We start from the raw sequence: 15,879 nt of genomic DNA, 5'->3' as shown, positions 1-15,879 counted from the left end.
CGAATTTACACGTCTGCACGGGGTTTGGCGGGAGCTAGAGATGGATCACGTGAAAGGCAGGCAAGCTATTTCGAGTAGTCGATCATCAGGGTGTAGCCTCCCGCGCTTTTCAGGCAGGCGTGGCCGCTGACGTCATAGCCGGAAGCCCTGAAGGCGTGGACCGTGGCGGTTTTCATTTTTGTGCAGGTACCGGCGCTGGCCACTTCCTGGGTGTAGGTCTTGCCACTGGCCTGGGCTGCCGGGATGGCGCCCGCCCCCAGCGCCATGGCCAGGATGCCGGCCGCGGCAGATGCGGCAAGATGGCTCTTCAACTTCATTTTTCCTCCTTGTTCTGTTTTACCTTCGGCCTTGCAGCCCCGGCCCCTGCTGCCGCAATGGCCACCGGCGCAACCTGCCTCCAGCCACCGATCCGGGAGCGCCGTGGCCGCACGCATCCCACCGATTGCGCCAGGTGGCCAGGGCCGATCTGCACGTGCACGCAATGAATTGCGCTTAGGAGAAGTCCAGACCGAGCAATGCGTTTTCGGTGACCTCCGGCAGCGCCGGGTGGATCCAGTACTGGTTGCTGGCTACCTCTCTCACATCCAGATCGAAGGCCATGACGGTGATCATCTGCTGGATCAGCGTGGAAGCCTGGGGCCCCATGTAGTGGGCGCCGAGCAGCTTGCCGGTCTTCTTGTCGGCAATAAGCTTGGCGATGCCGCTGCGATCTTCCATGGCCCAGCCATAGGCCACATCGGCATACTTCTGCACCTTGACGGTGATCTCGTGCCCTGCCTCGCGGGCCTCTTCCTCGGTCATCCCCAGATAGGCGATTTGCGGATGGGTGAAGACCGCGGCGGGAACATGTTCATGAGGCATCTTCTTCATGTTCTGCGGGTTCAGCAGGTTGTGCCGGACCGCGCGCATTTCCGCGTTGGCAACGTGCTTGAGCATGTATGGGGAGGAAATGTCGCCCAGCGCCCACACGCCCGACGCCGAGGTGGAGCGCCCGAATTCGTCAACTCTGATGCGCCCGTCCGTGGACTCGATGCCGGCCAGATCCAAGTCCAGTTCATCGCCGTTGGGAATGCGCCCGGTGGCCACCAGCAGGACTTCTGCGCTGATCTCAGACCCGTCATCGAGCGTCACGGTGACCTCGTTGCCCCGCTGGCTGGCCCCGGCAATATTCCGTCCCTGATGCACGTCGTAGCGCTGGGCGGCAAGCTCATTGAAGGGTTCGCGCAGGTCGGCATCCAGGTGCCGAAGCAATTCCGAGCGGGCAATGATGCTCACCTTGGTGCCCAGGGCCTCGAAGACATGGGCAAACTCCATGGCAATGTAGCCGCCGCCAACGATCACCATGGATTTTGGCTTCCGGGCCAAGCGCATGATGTCTTCATTGGTGTGGAAATGAACCCCGGACTGGGCGATCACCTCTGGGATGAAGGGACGCGAGCCTGCCGCCAGAACGATCTGGTCGGCGCTGATGGTCTTGGCCGCCGTGCCCTGGCCGGTGCGCAGCGTGCGTTCGGCAACGAACCGGGCATGCTGGTCATACACGTCGATATTCGGGGTCTTTTCACCCCTGCGGTATTCTTCCCCGCCCTTAGCGATCAAATCGATCCGCTGGTCGAATACGCGATTGACGATGCCCGGCCAATCCACGGAATTCACCTGGGCGTCGATGCCCAAGCGCGAAGACTCCCGGGTTTCCAAGGCGGTGTCGGCCGCGTAGACATACATCTTGGTCGGGATGCAGCCCACGTTCAGGCAGGTGCCGCCAAAGGCCCCCTTTTCGATAATGGCAATGGACCTGTCATCGAACTCAGGTCCTGGAATCGAATTGCCCGAGCCGGTGCCGAGGATGATCAGATCGTAGTACTTGTCTACCGCATCCACATTGGAAGCCATGTTGTCAGGTCCCTTTCACGGTCTTGGCTTGGGACGGCAGGTCCTGGCCCTGCACGCTCCACCTACCGGGAGGCTATCATCTGGCGGCCCGCGCGCCCGCATCGTGCAGCTGCGGCTCGTCGGCGATGCTGAAGACCAATTGCAGGCAGCCCTGCACGTCCATCGGCTCGGCGCGAATGCCGTAGACATCCAGCAGCCGCTGCGCGGTGAGCACCTCTCGCGGGGTTCCGGCGGCGAGCGCTTGGCCGTCCTTGAGGATCACCAGCTTGTCGCAATACCGGGCGGCGAGGTTCAGGTCGTGGAGCACCACCACGGTGGTGACCCCCAGTTGCCCGACCAGGCGCAGCAGTTCGTGCTGATAGCGGATGTCCAGGTGATTGGTAGGCTCGTCAAGCAGCAAGTGATCGGCCTGCTGCGCCAGGGTCCGGGCCACCAGCACCCGCTGCTTCTCGCCGCCCGAGAGGGTGGCGTAGCGGCGGTTGGCCAGGTCCCGGGCGCCGACCCGGGACAAGGCGGCCGCCACCGCTTGGTGGTCTTCGCGGGTGAAGGCGGCCAACGCCCTGCGCTGCGGGGCCCGGCCGAGCAGCACCATGTCAGCGACGCTGACCGGCAGATCCGAGGGCGATTCCTGGGCGACCACGGCCACCCGGCGGGCCAGCCGGTTTCCGCGCAGCTCGCTGATCGGTTCATGGTCCAAGGTGACCAGCCCGGTTCGCGGGGGCAGAGCCCCGTACAGCGTGCGCAGGAACGTGGACTTGCCGCTGCCGTTGGGGCCGATCAGGCCGACCACTTCGCCGTGGTCCGCCTGCAGGTCGACCCCGCGAACCACCAGCCCTCCCCCGTAGCCGGCGGAAACATCAGTAGCTGTAATCATGATCTTGCCTTTCGAAGATGGCGGTGTCTCATTGGGCGGGGTTCAGCTTGCGCACCAGCATGAAGAGCAATGGCGCGCCGAGCAGTGCGGTGACAATTCCCAGGGGCAGCTCCTGCGGCGCCAAAGCGGTCCTGGCCAGGACGTCGGCCCAGAGCAGGAACAGCGCGCCCAGCAGCGCCGCCGCCGGAAGCAACTGGCGGTGGGTCGAGCCGACGCACAGCCGGGCGACGTGCGGGATGATCAGCCCCACGAAGCCGATGCCCCCGGAGGCCGCCACTAGCGCACCGACGCACAGCGCGGTCACGATCATCACCGCCGCCCGCAGTTTCGCCGGCTTGATCCCCAGTGTCTGGGCGGTGGCATCGCCGATGGCCAGGGCGTCCATCGGCCGGGACCAGTACATGAGGCATCCCAGCGTGCCCAGCACCACCAGCCACGTCACCGAGGCCGATTGGCCGGTGGCCTGGGCCAGCGACCCCAAGGTCCAGAACAGCACCGATCGACCCGCATTGGGATCATCGGAAGCAAAAATCAGCAGCGAGGTCAGCGCATGCAGGACATATCCGACCGAGACACCTGCCAACACCAGCCGCGTGGAGGTCATCTGCGAGCCGACCCGTGCCAGCAGGAACACCGCGATGCCGGCGGCCAGGGCGCCGGCAAAGGCGCTGGTGGCCAGCGAAGCCGTGCCGATTCCCGCGGTGGCGCCGAAAAGGATCGAGGCCGCGGACAGGGTGGAGGCGCCGGAGGTCACCCCGAGCAGGTAGGGTTCGGCCAGGATGTTGCGGGTCAGGGCCTGCAGCGCCACCCCGGCGAGCGCCAGGCCGGCGCCCACGGCCGCTCCCAGCAGCACCCGGGGCACGCGCAAGAGCAGCACAATGGATTGCTCCGAGGCGCTCCAGTCCCCTGCCCCCGGGCCAGCCCCGAAGTGCTGCCCGAGGATCTGCAGCACCGTGCCAGGCTCGATGGAGACCGGCCCGAGCCCCACCGCAATGGGCAGGGTCAGCAGCAGGGCCGCCAGCAGGCTGGCATTCCAGATCCAGGCATGCCGGGTGCGTTGCTCATGTTCCAGGTCGTCGCCGGAGAAAACCAGGGGCTCAAAGCCGGGGCGCTCGCGTGTTGGAATGTGCGTCATGGCTGTTGCTCCTGGATCTGGTCGCTGGTTCCGGCAGGAACGGCCAGGGCTGCGCCAAGGGCCAGCAGCGTCAAGGCGCCGAGCACGGCGGCTGCGCCCAGGTAGCCGGCGGCGGCCAGCGTGGCCCCGGATGCGGCCGTGCCCAGGAACAGCCCCAGGCTCATGCCCGCGGCGTTCATGCCCAGTGCGGTGCCGCGCACCTGGGTGCATCGGGCCACCAGCAAGGTTGTCACCGCGGCCGAGACCACGGCATGGCTGGCCGATAGCAGCGCGGTGCACAACAGGGCCAGCGGCAGCGCCGGTGCCAGGTAGACTCCGAGCAGGGCTGCCAAGGCAGTGCCGAGGCAGATGGCCATCATCGAGCGGGTGCGCCGTTCGGACTCTTCGGCGTTGAGCATCCTTCCGGCCAGCAGGTGGCCGAGGAAAAAGGCCCCGCCGCTGGCGGACCAGGCAAAGGCGAACTCGCTGGCGGTCAGCTGGAACTTGTCGGCGTACAGCGGTGCGAGGAATGCCAAGTGCCCCATCAGGGCTCCGGCCCGGCCGAAGGAAACCAGCAGCAGGGCCCGTGCCCCGGGCACCGCACCCAAAGCCCGGAAGGCCGCGATATAGCCCATTCGCGACGCCTGCCTGGATCCGCTGCCTGCGGCATCTTCGGTGCCGGCGGCATGGGCGCGGCCGTAGCGCACCACCGCGGGGATGAGCATGAGGCTCAACACGGCGATCGCGATCAGATTCCCCTGCCACCCCCACCACAGGGCCGGGAGCACCAGCAGCGGCGCTCCGAGCGTGGAGGCCAAGGTCTGCGCCGTCATCACCAATGTGGCCGCGCGCCCTGCGGCAGGGGTTGTGCCGAACCGGTCAGCCGCGGCGGTGGACAGCGCCGGGTAGAGCAGCGCATTGGATATGCCGGTGGCCAGGCAGAAGGCCGCCAATGCGGCCAGCCCGGAGAAGGTGCCCAGCACCGCGGCGACCCCCATGAGCCCCAGTGCGACGGCGGCCACGGTGCCCGGGGCGATGCGGCCGATCAGCGGAGCGGCAGCCACGCCCGCCAGCACCGCGCCCACCCCGGCCAGTCCGCGCAGGGTGCCGGTCTCGGCCACTCCTGCTCCGGCCCAATCCGCGATCGGCACCAGGAAGGTGCTGAGCACGGTGAAGGGCAGCAGCCCCAGCGCCGAGGCCAGCAGCGCCGGCCAGATTTCGGCGATGATCCGGCGCTCGCTGGGCAGCGGCTGCGTGGAACTCATTTCTGCTTGCTTCATGCCGCGCTCCTTGACGGGGAGCCGATCATGTCCACGTGCTCGGAGAAATCCTCGACGCGGAACTGTGGCGAACACGGCTGGGGCTCCAGCTGCCGCGCCGCGTGTTCCAGTGCCCGCTCGTAGGATCCGAGCAACTGGTCGATCATCGGGCAGGGCACCGCGTGTTTTCGCGCCAGCCCCTGGATGATCTTGGTCCGGTAGTAATCCTCCTTGGGCATCCGCGGGATGTCCCACTGGCCCTGGTCGTTGATGAAGATCGGACGGAAGGCGATGGTGGAGAAGTCGAAGTAGCGACCGTGCTCGTCGGGCTGCGAGTAGGGGTCGATCAGGAACGACGCGTAGCGGACGTAGAGCAGGTATTCCTGTTCTGCTGCCGGGAGCTTGTCAAAATTGGCTGCCGCCTGCGGGGTGATGCTCTCGGGACGCACCGGGTACCCGTCCTCCAGCATGAACTGCAGCAGATTGACGCCTTGGCCGCCCAGCGCCGCGGTGACGGCGTTCAGCTCCCGCCAGGCCTGCGCCATGGTGTGGATCAGGGCGGGGGTAACCGGGCCTTCGGGAAAGAGCTTGTAGACGTATTTGGGGACCGGCCCCGGCGAGAATACCGCCTGGAGCGCCAGCTCGTTCATGAACAGCGCCGGGTGCACATACAGGGACATATTGCGTGCTTCAGCTTCCACCGGCGTGCTGGCAGCTTGCACGGCAGGACCTGCGGCTTCCAGTACCGCGGCCAGCCGGGCCACCGCAGGGCTCTGGGTCCTTGTGCTCCCCAGATAGATCCGTTTTTTCACCCCCGCGGTGAGCACCTTGATTCCGCTGGCCCCTGGAATCTGGCGGCTATCGCCCAAATAGCTTGAGCAGCTGATGACTTCCGGATGCGCTGCCCTGCGCCGGGCATATTCGCCCACGAGCTTGGCCGAGCCGAGGGTGGGCGAGAGCAGCACGATCCTTTTCATGGCGGACAAGGTTTCCTCGGGCAGCGCGCGAAGCACCGGCAGGTAGGCGTCGGCGGACACGGCCATCACCAAGGTGTCCCAGCACGGGCGCACCCGGTGGTATCCGAGGTAGCGATGCGCCAGGCGCGCTTGGCCTGCCAGCGCACGATGGGCCGGGTTCTGCACCTGGGCCTGCACGTGCTTGCCATGGTGCTCCACGCCGGTGAAGAATTCGGCGGCCCGTGTCGAATCACGCCCGGCGATTCCCAGTTCACCGGGCAATTGCGCGAGCAGCACCGCGCTCTGCACCGCAACTGGCCCGGTGCCGGCAATCAGGATATTTCCCAGTTCATCCATGGGCTAGTTGCCTTTCCTGTGGGGGCGTTGCTTGGAATACAGCGCGATATCGAATATCTGTTGCGGCTGTTCAATGGTTTCGGCCAATTTCCAGCGCTGTGCATCCACCGGCTCCTTGGGATAGTTGAACAGCGATTTCAGGCCGTCGCCGTAGCGCATGGCCACCACCACGTCGTCGCGGGTCAATGGGTGCATCCGGTGCAGCATCTGGTACTTTGCCTGCACCGTGGAGCTGATGACCACATGCGTTGCCTCGCGCAAGAACTCCAGTTCTTCAATCGGCTCGCAGCTGAGCGTGATCTTCAGGTTGCCGCCCAGTAGCTGAACTACTTGGCGGCCAAGATCAAGGGCTTCGGGATCGATATCGATGCCTGCTGTCGTGGCCCCGGTGCGCGAGGCAAGATTCAGCAGGGTCATCGGGAAGGAGCCTGAGCCGATCAGCAGGACCTTTGACTGGGCTTTCGGAGCGACCGCCCCGAATTCTTCATCGATGCATGATTCGATGTTGGAGAAATAGCCGTCGGCACCGGTCTTCCCGTTGAGCAGATGCAGTGCCCGGTATTTCTCGAGGATCGCAACGCACCGGGCGGATTGGGCGCGCAATTGCCCTGCCAGCATGCTCCCGGACTCGGTGGCTGCCAGCTGGGCATATTCCGGTTCATTGCCCGGATCGGTGATCAAGGCCGAGTATGCGCCCAGCAGCGCTTCCAGGCGTTCTGCCTGGTGCGTGGATCCGTCGTAGTGGTGGGCGGCTTCGGTGAATTTGCCGAGATAGCCGTGCAGCGTTGCGGACAGCGGTTGCCGCACGGCGTCGGTGGTGGCAAGCGGGAAATCAGTCATGGATATATGCCGTTCCTTGGGCGACGATTTGGATGTCGGTGCTGATCCACAGATCAGTGATGGCGGCCTTGCTGCAACGCGCCTTGACGTGCATGGTGCCACCGGGTTGCTTGATCTCGGCCGCAATATCGCTTCCGGCTTTTGCCGCCAGGTAGGCGCCGAGCGCAGCCGTTCCCGATCCGCAGCTGCTTTCCCAGACCAGGCTGCCCAGCGCCGGGACATTCACCAGCGGGGCCAGCTTGCCCCGGCTGGGGTCGTAGAGCATGATTCCGATGACTGATGCGCCCTGGGTGCTTTCCAGGTCCAGCGCCAATCTTTGCGCCCGGTGGCGTTCAGCGCGATCCGATGCTTGGCATTCGATGATCAGGTGCACGGCGTCGGGATACCGGACTAATGCGCAGCCGGCAGCTCCGGAGAGCGGGTACGGTTCAATCTGCTGCGGCAGGGGCAATTGCAGATGGCATCGGTACCCCGCTTCCAGCCGCTGGGCTGTGGAATGGAGCGGTTGTTCTGCACCGGAAGTTTCAATGCGCAGGCTCAGCTCGCCGCTCTCGGTGCTGGTCGCCGCATGCAATGCCGCTAGCGACATGCAGGCGTTGGCGCAAAGTTCGCCCCCGGCCATGTGCAGCCGGGTTTGGGCGGAGGGGGCGCGAGGCGGAAGGACAAACCCGACTTGCTCAGCATGGACATGTTCGGTGCGCATCAGCTGGCGAGCTATCGATGGGTAATGGCTTTTCGCATGGCGGCTGGTCACCAGGACGGTGGTATTCGATGCCGGGCTCAGCTTCACGAATTCAATTGGCCGGGCCCCGTGGACCAGTTCCTGGCTTGGACGGCGAGGCCGGGCATGCGCCGATCGATGCCGCGCAATCCCCGCTGTTCGGGGGCGCAGATCAGCGCGGGTCATCGCTGGGCCAGCTGCTTTGCCATGATTTCAACGCCATCCACGGCCAGCGGCCCCGGCGAGGAATAGTAGTAGTTCAACGGCACGATAGCGTCTTTATCCTGGAGAGCCGGCAGTCCTTTTAGCTCAGCGCGTTGGCGGACTTCGTCAAGGACTTGCTGATCTGTTTCCAGGCCGGAGGACCCTGTTGGCAGGTACATGGCGAAGAGCTTGTCGGCGTCGCTGTTCACGAGTTCTTCGTTGGAGGGTTCGAAGTAGCGTTTCGGCACGTCGCTGAAGACGTTTTGCATGCCCAGCAGATCCAGCTGCTCATCGATCAATGATTCATGTCCGTAGGATCCCAGGGCCCCCGAGGTCGGGACGTACAGCGGAAGCCCGCGTTGCCCGTCTTGCCCTTTGATGCCGCGTGCTGCCGCAGCTACGCGATCGCGCATCTGGTCGACTGATTCCTTGGCAGTCTCTTCGGTGCCGAAAAGCTGGCCGTAGGATTCCACATCCTTGTAGATCTGCTCGAAGCCGCTGAGGCCTCCGGTCGAACGGTCCTCGAATCCGGCGCAATAGCCGCTGACGGTGAGCATCTTGACGCCGGCGCTTTCCAGGCGCTCGGCCAGCGAATTCAGATCGACTCCGGCAGCAATATCCGTCCCAATCACTACATCGGCTCCGGAATTCAGGATCATTTCATAGGAGACGTCATGGGAATCCTCGGTGATCCGCTCGGCATTCTCGACGATTGCCCTGGTCTGCTCGTCGAACGGGACGTTCAGGCTTCCCGCGTAATGCGTGAGCTTGTCGCCAGCCCCGGCGGCCATGAGCAAGGAAGGCGCTTCTGAGCCGACGGCCAGGACGCTCGAGGGCGCCTTGTCGAATTCGACAGTCCTGCCGCAGCTATCCAGCGTGATGTTCTCCGTGCCGGTGCTGGTGCCAGTGCTTGCGGACATGCTGTCCGATCCCCCTGCCGGACTGCTGCAGCCAGTGGCAAAGGCCAAGACCATAGCTGGCATCGCCAGCATCCAAGGACTCATTTTCTTCATTGATCAGTGCTCCGTTCATTGCAGGCCATCTATCAGCACCGGATTTCGGCACCAATCCGGCCAACAAACCTAAACACTAATGCGAATCATTATCATTAGTCAAAACAAGCAGGCCTTGGTCCAGGTAGCAATGAAAGAATTCCGCAGCCGGATACGGGAAACGGCCGCCATGCCAAGATTTCTCTTGTCATGGCGGCCGTTTGCGCAAAAAGCCGCTCGTTGAACGGGCTACGAGTCAGAGCCCTTCAGAAGCCAACCACGCCTTGGCAATGTCGGCCGCTGATTTCTTCTCAACAGTGCTTTGCACGTTCAAGTCGATCAGGTCCTGGGCCGAAAGCTTCTCGCTGACCGGGTTCAAGACCTCCCCCAGCGTCGAGGACTGATCCTCTGTCACCACCGGCACCACGTTGGATGCGAGGAAGAGCGACTTGGGATCCTCGAGAACTACGAGATCTTCGGTCTTGATGCGCGGATCCGCGGTGAACACGTTGGCCACGTTGACCGTTCCTGCAACAAGATCTTCCACCGTGGTGTCTCCTGTTGCCGAGAAATCGGCCTTCACCCCGTAGGTGCTCTCCAGGCCCTTGGGCCCGTATGGGCGCTCGGCCAGTTCAGGTGGTCCGCCAAGAGTCAGCTGGTCCTCGACAAGTGCGAGATCTTCGATGCTCTTGAGATCATTGTCCTGGGCAAATTTGCGGGTGACCGTGTAGGAGTCCTGGTCAGAAGCTTCAGCCTCGTCCAAGACAGCCAGTGATCCTGGAAGCTGTTTCTCGAGCTCATTGTAGACATCGGCAGATGAGCGGGCCTCGGTGTCTTCCATGAAGAACTGCAGCAGATTGCCCGTGTACTCAGGGAAGACGTTGATGCTTCCATTCTCCAACTGGGGCATGTACGCGTCACGCTGTCCGATGTTGAACTGCCGTTCAACGTCCAGGCCGGAATTCTCCAGGGCCTGCGCGTAAATTTCAGCGACGATCTCGTTCGAATAGTAGGCCTGCGATCCTACAACGACTTTCCCCGATCCCGACTGCTCGGAACTGCTCTGCGCAGCTAGTGGGTCCGAGCTGGAGCAACCGGCCAAGGCCAGAGTCCCTGCTGCAGCCACCGCTGCCACCCGTGTTGCCTGTTTTAATCTCATGTCAGTTCCTTATCTTGTACTTGCAAGCGACCAGCATCTTGATTTTTTGGTGTTGTTCTTTGGGAGCCCAATCCACGGGGAACCGCAGCTTTCTGCGCGAGAGCCAGAAGCAAATCGAGTAATAGCGCCAGGACCGCAACCATCACGGCGCCGCCGAGCACCATGTCAAAGCGCCGCAGATTCAATCCCGTGATAATCGGAAGTCCAAGTCCACCAAGATTTACATATGCGGCGATGGTCACCGTAGCAACGACTTGCAAGGCAGCTGCCCGGATCCCTCCGACCAGCAATGAAAGCCCCAAGGGGACCTCAACCTTCAACAAGATTTGCCATTCAGTCATTCCCATGGACCGGGCCGCATCAACGGTTTTGCGATCAATGGCTTCAAAACCGGTGTAGGCGCCGGCAAGAAGCGAAGGAATTGCGAGCACCACGAAGGCCACGAGCGCGGCTTCCGGCTTATGCGTGACTCCGAAAAGCAGCACCAGCAATATCAGCAAGCCGAAGGAGGGCACTGCACGGGCGATGCCAGCAGCGGCCACCGCAATTTCGCGCCCCTTGCCGGTGTGGCCAATGGCCCAACCGGCGGGGATGGCGATGATTCCGGCAATGGCCACGGACAGCAAGGTGAAGAGCAAATGCTGTCCCAGCAGTACCTGAAGCCCTGCTTTGCCTTCCCATTGCCCTGTAGCAACAAGCCATTTGAACGCTTCGACGAGCAAGTTCACGAGGACACCGCCTGCCTGCTGCCCGCAGCGCCGCGGGCCTTTTGCTTTCGGTCTTTCTGGCTCCACGGCATGAGCCAGCGGCCCAGCAGAACAAGCAATATGTCGACGGCTAACGCAATGAGCGCCACGGCCAACAGCCCTGAAAACACCTCAGCGATGATGCGTCGCTGCAGGCCATTGGTGAACAAGTAACCCAGGTTGGTGACACCAACCAGAATCCCGACCGTGGCCAGCGAGATCGTGCTGACCGCTGTCACCCTCAAGCCCGCCAGGATTACCGGCCCAGCCAATGGCAGGTCAACGGCAAAAAACCGGCGGGCGCTGCCGAACCCCATGGCTGTGGCAGCAGAACGCGCTGCAGAATCAACTGAATCCAGGCCGTCAACGACTGTGCGCACCATAATCGCTACCGCATAGATGCTCAAGGCGACAATCAAGTTGGCTTCACTAATGGCGCTCATGCCGGTGATCACCGGAAGAATCATCAGCAATGCCAGCGAGGGAATGGTGTAGAGCAAACCGGTCAGCGTGACCAATGGACCGCCCACGAGCTTATAGCGCCAGGCGATCCAGCCCAAGGGAATGGACAGCGCAAACCCGATCATGATCGCGATCAGCGATTGGCGCAGATGCTCAAGGGACAACGAGGCAATCAGTGCCAGGTTTTCTGAAATCCAGGTCATGGATGGGCCCTGTCTTCGACGAGTCGGCCTTGGGTCTTGCCCTGGGCATCGACCAGCACCGGCCCTTGGGCTGTCTGCTTGACGCTCAGCGCCCTGGACCCGCGCTCGGCGCCGATGAAGGATGCGACAAAGTCATTGGCGGGATTTTCGATGATTTCGCTCGGGCTGCCCACCTGGAGCTTCTGGGCACCGGCAGCCAGAATGACGACTTGGTCCCCCAGCAAGAATGCTTCATCGATATCGTGGGTGACAAATACGATCGTCTTGTCCAGTTCCTTCTGCAATCGCAGCAGCTCAGTTTGCAGTTCTGCGCGGACGATCGGATCCACCGCGCCAAAGGGCTCATCCATAAGCAAGATGTTGGGGTCCGAAGCCAAGCCCCGGGCGACTCCGACGCGTTGCTGCTGGCCACCAGATAGCTGGTGCGGGTATCTGTCGGCCATGCTATCGGAGAGCCCAACGGTATCCATCAATTCCAGCGCCCTGCGGCGTGAGGAGTTCCTTGGCTCCCCCATCAGCCGGGGAACGGTTGCGATATTCTCTGCCACGGTGAAGTGCGGAAGCAGTCCCGAATTCTGCATGACGTATCCAATGCTGCGTCGCAGCTCCACAGCGTTCTTCTCCGAAATGTCCTCGCCGTCGATGCGCACCGAACCAGAGCTGGGGTCCACCATCCGGTTGATCATCCGCAGCAAGGTCGTCTTGCCGCAGCCGGAGGATCCGACAAAAACGGTTGAAGTATGTGCCGGGATCTCCAGGCTGAAGTCGCTGACAGCAACGGTGCCATCAGGATAGTGCTTGGAAATATTTTCGAATTCGATCACTTCTCGACTCCTCAAGACGGCTCTGAAGTCATTCTGCCCCATCGAAGTACTTCCCGATACACGGCACAGGCTCAACACTGCACCCAAGTGGCTGGGAATTTAAAGGCAAATTAATAGATCAACAGTAGGATTGGTTACAATGCCCGACACTCCTGGAAGAATATCGTGAAGCTTCGTACTCTGCTGGTTCTCTGCCCATCATTACTTGCCGCAACTCTGGCATTTGCCGCTGCCGCGTCGGCGAGTGAAGTTTTTCCTGCCCCATCGGATGATTGGAAATCCGTGAAACTGCTAGATGTGGGCACGGGCAAGGAACTGGGCCATTGGGTGCCCGCCCAGTCGGATACGGTGATCGAAATGGAAGTGGAAACCGGGCGCGTGCTGCGACGCATCCAGTGCGATGAGTGGCAGGATGCCAGTGCTCCAGAAGGTTGCGAGGGCCACGTAGTCGGCATGGTGCCGTATCGGCCCGCGCAGTTGCCCGGAGTGCAGGGACTGCTCTAGGCATAGCGGGCCCGACAAGCCCGGAGACAGCTAAAGCCCCAAACCAAGTTCTTGGTTTGGGGCTTTAGTTGCAGAAGCCTAGGCTTCGAGAACGACCGGAACGATCATTGGGCGGCGGCGCAGCTTGCGCGAAACCCACGAGCCGATCACGCGACGGGTGATCTGCTGCAGCTGGTGCGTGGAGTGGTTCGGGTTATTCGATACCGCTTCCACAATCGCGGCCGCGATCTTCGGCTTGATCTCGTTGAATACGGAGTCTTCCTCCGCCACACCGCGAGCGTGGATGTCGGGGCCGGAGATGATGGTGCCATTCTGGCGGTTGATCACGGTGATCACCGAAATGAAACCTTCTTCGCCCAGGGTGACGCGGTCCTTGAGGTCATCGTCGGTGATGGTGCCTACCTTGGAACCGTCAACGTAGACGTAGCCGCATTCAACCTGGCCTACCAGCTGGGCGACGCCATCCTTCATGTCGATGACAGAGCCGTCTTCTGCCAGCAGCACGTTTTCCTCCGGAACGCCGGACTGCGCGGCCAGGCGGCCGTTGGCAATCAGGTGGCGGGTTTCGCCGTGGACCGGAAGCACGTTCTTCGGGCGCAGGATGTTGTAGCAGTACAACAGCTCGCCGGCCGAGGCGTGGCCGGAGACGTGGACCTTGGCCATGCCCTTGTGGATGACCTCGGCGCCCAGGCGCATCAGGCCATTGATCACGCGGAAGACAGAGTTCTCGTTGCCCGGGATCAGGCTCGAGGCCAGGATGACGGTGTCGCCCGGGTTGATCTGCACCTTGTGCTCGCCGTTGGCCATGCGCGAGAGCGCAGCCATTGGCTCGCCCTGCGAACCGGTGGACATCAGCACGACCTTGTGGTCAGGCAGCGAGTCGATCTGCTTGAGGTCAACCAGCACCCCCTGCGGGATGTCCAGGTAGCCCAAGCGTTCGGCGATGCCCATATTGCGCACCATCGAGCGGCCGATGAAGGCCACCTTGCGGCCGTGCATCGCGGCGGCATCCAGGACCTGCTGCACGCGGTGAACGTGCGAGGAGAAGGAAGCGACGATGATGCGGCGGCGGGCACGGGCGAACTTGGCTTCAAGCACTGGGCCGATTTCGCGTTCTGCCACGGTGAAGCCGGGCACTTCGGCGTTGGTGGAGTCAGGCAGGAACAGGTCCACGCCTTCCTCGCCCAAGCGCGCGAAGTGGCGCAGGTCGGTGATGCGGCCATCGAGCGGCAGCTGGTCCATCTTGAAGTCGCCGGTGTGCAGCACGGTACCGGCTTCGGTCCGCAAGAACACGGCCAGGGCGTCTGGGATCGAGTGGTTCACGGCCACGAATTCGCATTCGAAGTTGCCGATCTGCGCGATCTCGCCTTCCACCACAATGTTGGTGTTGGCCTTGATCCGGTGTTCTGCCAGCTTTGCTTCCACGAAGGCCAAGGTCAGCTTCGACCCGTACAGTGGGATGTCTTCGCGCAGGCGCAGCAGGTAAGGGACGGCACCGATGTGGTCCTCGTGGCCGTGGGTGAGCACTACGCCCACCACATCTGCCAAGCGGTTCTTGATGTAGGAGAAGTCCGGCAGGATCAGATCCACGCCAGGCTGGTGCTCTTCGGGGAAGAGCACACCGCAGTCGACGATCAACAGTTTCCCGTTGAGCTCGAAAACGGTCATGTTTCGGCCAACCTCGCCCAAGCCTCCGAGGGGAACAATGCGCATTGTCCCCTTCTTCAGCCGACCCGGAGTCTGCAAGCGTGCAGAGTCGGCCTTGCCTACTGAACTCTCAGTCATATGTAGTTAGTCCCTTTCGTTACAGATCCCATCCGCCTTCACGTAGGTCCGCGCGGATGGCATCGAGCTCTGCGTCCGACGGTGCCACAAGCGGCAGCCGGACGACGGTGTTCGGCAGGACACCCTGCCAGTGAAGTCCATATTTTGCGGCCACGGCGCCCTGAATGTGGCCCATGATGCCGCGCTGGATCGCGTCCAGCTCAAAGTGTGTGGTGCGTGCAGTCGCCAAATCACCTGCATGCATTGCATTAACAAGCGTACGGTACTTCGCGGCTGCAACGTGAGCCGTGACGGAAACCACGCCGGCAGCACCGGCTGCCATCAATGGCAGGGTCAATCCATCGTCGCCCGAGTAGACGTGCAGATCGGTCTTGGCCAGCACCGTGGTGGTGGACTGGTAATCAGCCTTGGCATCCTTCAGCGCGATGACCTGTGGAATCTTGGCGAGTTCGATAATGGTTTCCGGTGCCAGTGCGATCCCGGTGCGCCCTGGGATGTCGTAGAGCATGATTGGCAGCTCGACGGCTTCGGCAATGGCCTTGACGTGCGCGATGACGCCGGCCTGGCTTGGCTTGTTGTAATACGGGGTGGTCAACAGCACACCGTCAACACCAGCTTCCTTCGCGGCAAGCGAGAGCTTGATCGAGTGGCGGGTGTCGTTGGTCGTCGAACCGGCCAGCACCGCGGCGCGGTCGCCGACTGCCGCGACGACGGTGCGGAACATCTGGATGTTCTCTTCGTCGCTCAGCGTCGAGGTCTCGCCGGTGGTGCCGGTGACGACTAGTCCGTCGCATCCATCATCGACGAGCTTCTGGGCCAATTTGGCTGCGAGCGCGTAGTCAACTTCCCCCGCTTCGGTGAAGGGGGTGACCATTGCAGTGAGCACGGTGCCAAATGGGTATGCCTGATTATCAATTGCACTTGTAGCCATGGCTTTAAATCTACACTTGCGCATGTTGCAATGGCATCCATCCCCACTTCCGTGG

The 15,879-nt window shown here is 62.5% G+C and carries 16 protein-coding genes; 1 reads left to right on the top strand and 15 read right to left on the bottom strand.

Annotation, left to right across the window (positions count from 1 at the left end; genetic code table 11):
- Positions 1-65: 65 nt before the first annotated feature.
- From AC6CHO_RS11610 to AC6CHO_RS11550, 13 genes are all read right to left on the bottom strand, one after another.
- Positions 66-317, bottom strand: a complete 252-nt coding sequence (locus AC6CHO_RS11610) for a hypothetical protein (protein WP_498215124.1) — start codon at positions 315-317, stop codon at positions 66-68.
- Positions 318-492: 175 nt separating this feature from the next.
- Positions 493-1,893: a mycothione reductase gene (gene mtr, locus AC6CHO_RS11605; RefSeq protein ID WP_498215123.1), complete on the bottom strand. Its 1,401-nt coding sequence runs from the start codon at positions 1,891-1,893 to the stop codon at positions 493-495.
- 76 nt (positions 1,894-1,969) lie between these two features.
- Entirely contained in the window at positions 1,970-2,767 is a 798-nt protein-coding gene (locus AC6CHO_RS11600) for an ABC transporter ATP-binding protein (protein WP_498215122.1), read from the bottom strand.
- A 28-nt stretch (positions 2,768-2,795) separates the two neighbouring features.
- Entirely contained in the window at positions 2,796-3,902 is a 1,107-nt protein-coding gene (locus AC6CHO_RS11595) for a FecCD family ABC transporter permease (RefSeq protein ID WP_498215121.1), read from the bottom strand.
- Complete coding sequence (locus AC6CHO_RS11590) at positions 3,899-5,161, bottom strand: MFS transporter (protein ID WP_498215120.1); 1,263 nt, start codon at positions 5,159-5,161, stop codon at positions 3,899-3,901. The genes AC6CHO_RS11595 and AC6CHO_RS11590 overlap by 4 nt, the downstream gene beginning before the upstream one ends.
- The gene (locus tag AC6CHO_RS11585) at positions 5,158-6,453 is read right to left on the bottom strand and encodes an opine metallophore biosynthesis dehydrogenase (protein ID WP_498215119.1); all 1,296 of its coding nucleotides are present in this window, start codon (positions 6,451-6,453) and stop codon (positions 5,158-5,160) included. Before AC6CHO_RS11585 ends, AC6CHO_RS11590 begins: the two co-directional genes overlap by 4 nt.
- 3 nt (positions 6,454-6,456) lie before the next feature.
- The gene (locus tag AC6CHO_RS11580) at positions 6,457-7,293 is read right to left on the bottom strand and encodes an SAM-dependent methyltransferase (RefSeq protein WP_498215118.1); all 837 of its coding nucleotides are present in this window, start codon (positions 7,291-7,293) and stop codon (positions 6,457-6,459) included.
- Positions 7,286-8,200: a histidine racemase CntK family protein gene (locus AC6CHO_RS11575; RefSeq protein ID WP_498215117.1), complete on the bottom strand. Its 915-nt coding sequence runs from the start codon at positions 8,198-8,200 to the stop codon at positions 7,286-7,288. Before AC6CHO_RS11575 ends, AC6CHO_RS11580 begins: the two co-directional genes overlap by 8 nt.
- Entirely contained in the window at positions 8,197-9,138 is a 942-nt protein-coding gene (locus AC6CHO_RS11570) for an ABC transporter substrate-binding protein (RefSeq protein WP_498215116.1), read from the bottom strand. Before AC6CHO_RS11570 ends, AC6CHO_RS11575 begins: the two co-directional genes overlap by 4 nt.
- Positions 9,139-9,466: 328 nt before the next feature.
- Positions 9,467-10,369 (bottom strand): ABC transporter substrate-binding protein, encoded by a 903-nt coding sequence (locus tag AC6CHO_RS11565; protein WP_498215115.1) that lies wholly within the window; start codon positions 10,367-10,369, stop codon positions 9,467-9,469.
- Entirely contained in the window at positions 10,366-11,097 is a 732-nt protein-coding gene (locus AC6CHO_RS11560; protein ID WP_498215114.1) for an ABC transporter permease, read from the bottom strand. The genes AC6CHO_RS11565 and AC6CHO_RS11560 overlap by 4 nt, the downstream gene beginning before the upstream one ends.
- A complete protein-coding gene (locus AC6CHO_RS11555; protein WP_498215113.1) occupies positions 11,094-11,780 on the bottom strand; it encodes an ABC transporter permease in 687 nt (228 codons plus the stop codon). The genes AC6CHO_RS11560 and AC6CHO_RS11555 overlap by 4 nt, the downstream gene beginning before the upstream one ends.
- Entirely contained in the window at positions 11,777-12,604 is an 828-nt protein-coding gene (locus AC6CHO_RS11550) for an ABC transporter ATP-binding protein (RefSeq protein ID WP_498215112.1), read from the bottom strand. The genes AC6CHO_RS11555 and AC6CHO_RS11550 overlap by 4 nt, the downstream gene beginning before the upstream one ends.
- A 282-nt stretch (positions 12,605-12,886) precedes the next feature.
- Here AC6CHO_RS11550 and AC6CHO_RS11545 point away from each other — a divergent pair, with 282 nt between their 5' ends.
- The gene (locus AC6CHO_RS11545; RefSeq protein WP_498215111.1) at positions 12,887-13,108 is read left to right on the top strand and encodes a hypothetical protein; all 222 of its coding nucleotides are present in this window, start codon (positions 12,887-12,889) and stop codon (positions 13,106-13,108) included.
- A 78-nt stretch (positions 13,109-13,186) separates the two neighbouring features.
- Here AC6CHO_RS11545 and AC6CHO_RS11540 read toward each other — a convergent pair whose 3' ends face one another.
- Positions 13,187-14,893, bottom strand: a complete 1,707-nt coding sequence (locus AC6CHO_RS11540; RefSeq protein WP_498215110.1) for a ribonuclease J — start codon at positions 14,891-14,893, stop codon at positions 13,187-13,189.
- A 19-nt stretch (positions 14,894-14,912) separates the two neighbouring features.
- Complete coding sequence (gene dapA, locus AC6CHO_RS11535; protein WP_444660398.1) at positions 14,913-15,824, bottom strand: 4-hydroxy-tetrahydrodipicolinate synthase; 912 nt, start codon at positions 15,822-15,824, stop codon at positions 14,913-14,915.
- Positions 15,825-15,879: the final 55 nt, after the last annotated feature.

The sequence above is a fragment of the Glutamicibacter sp. GQ173 genome (assembly GCF_059759215.1).
The sequence above is the reverse complement of the archived record's forward strand: the minus strand, read 5'-3'. Positions and strand labels throughout refer to the sequence as shown.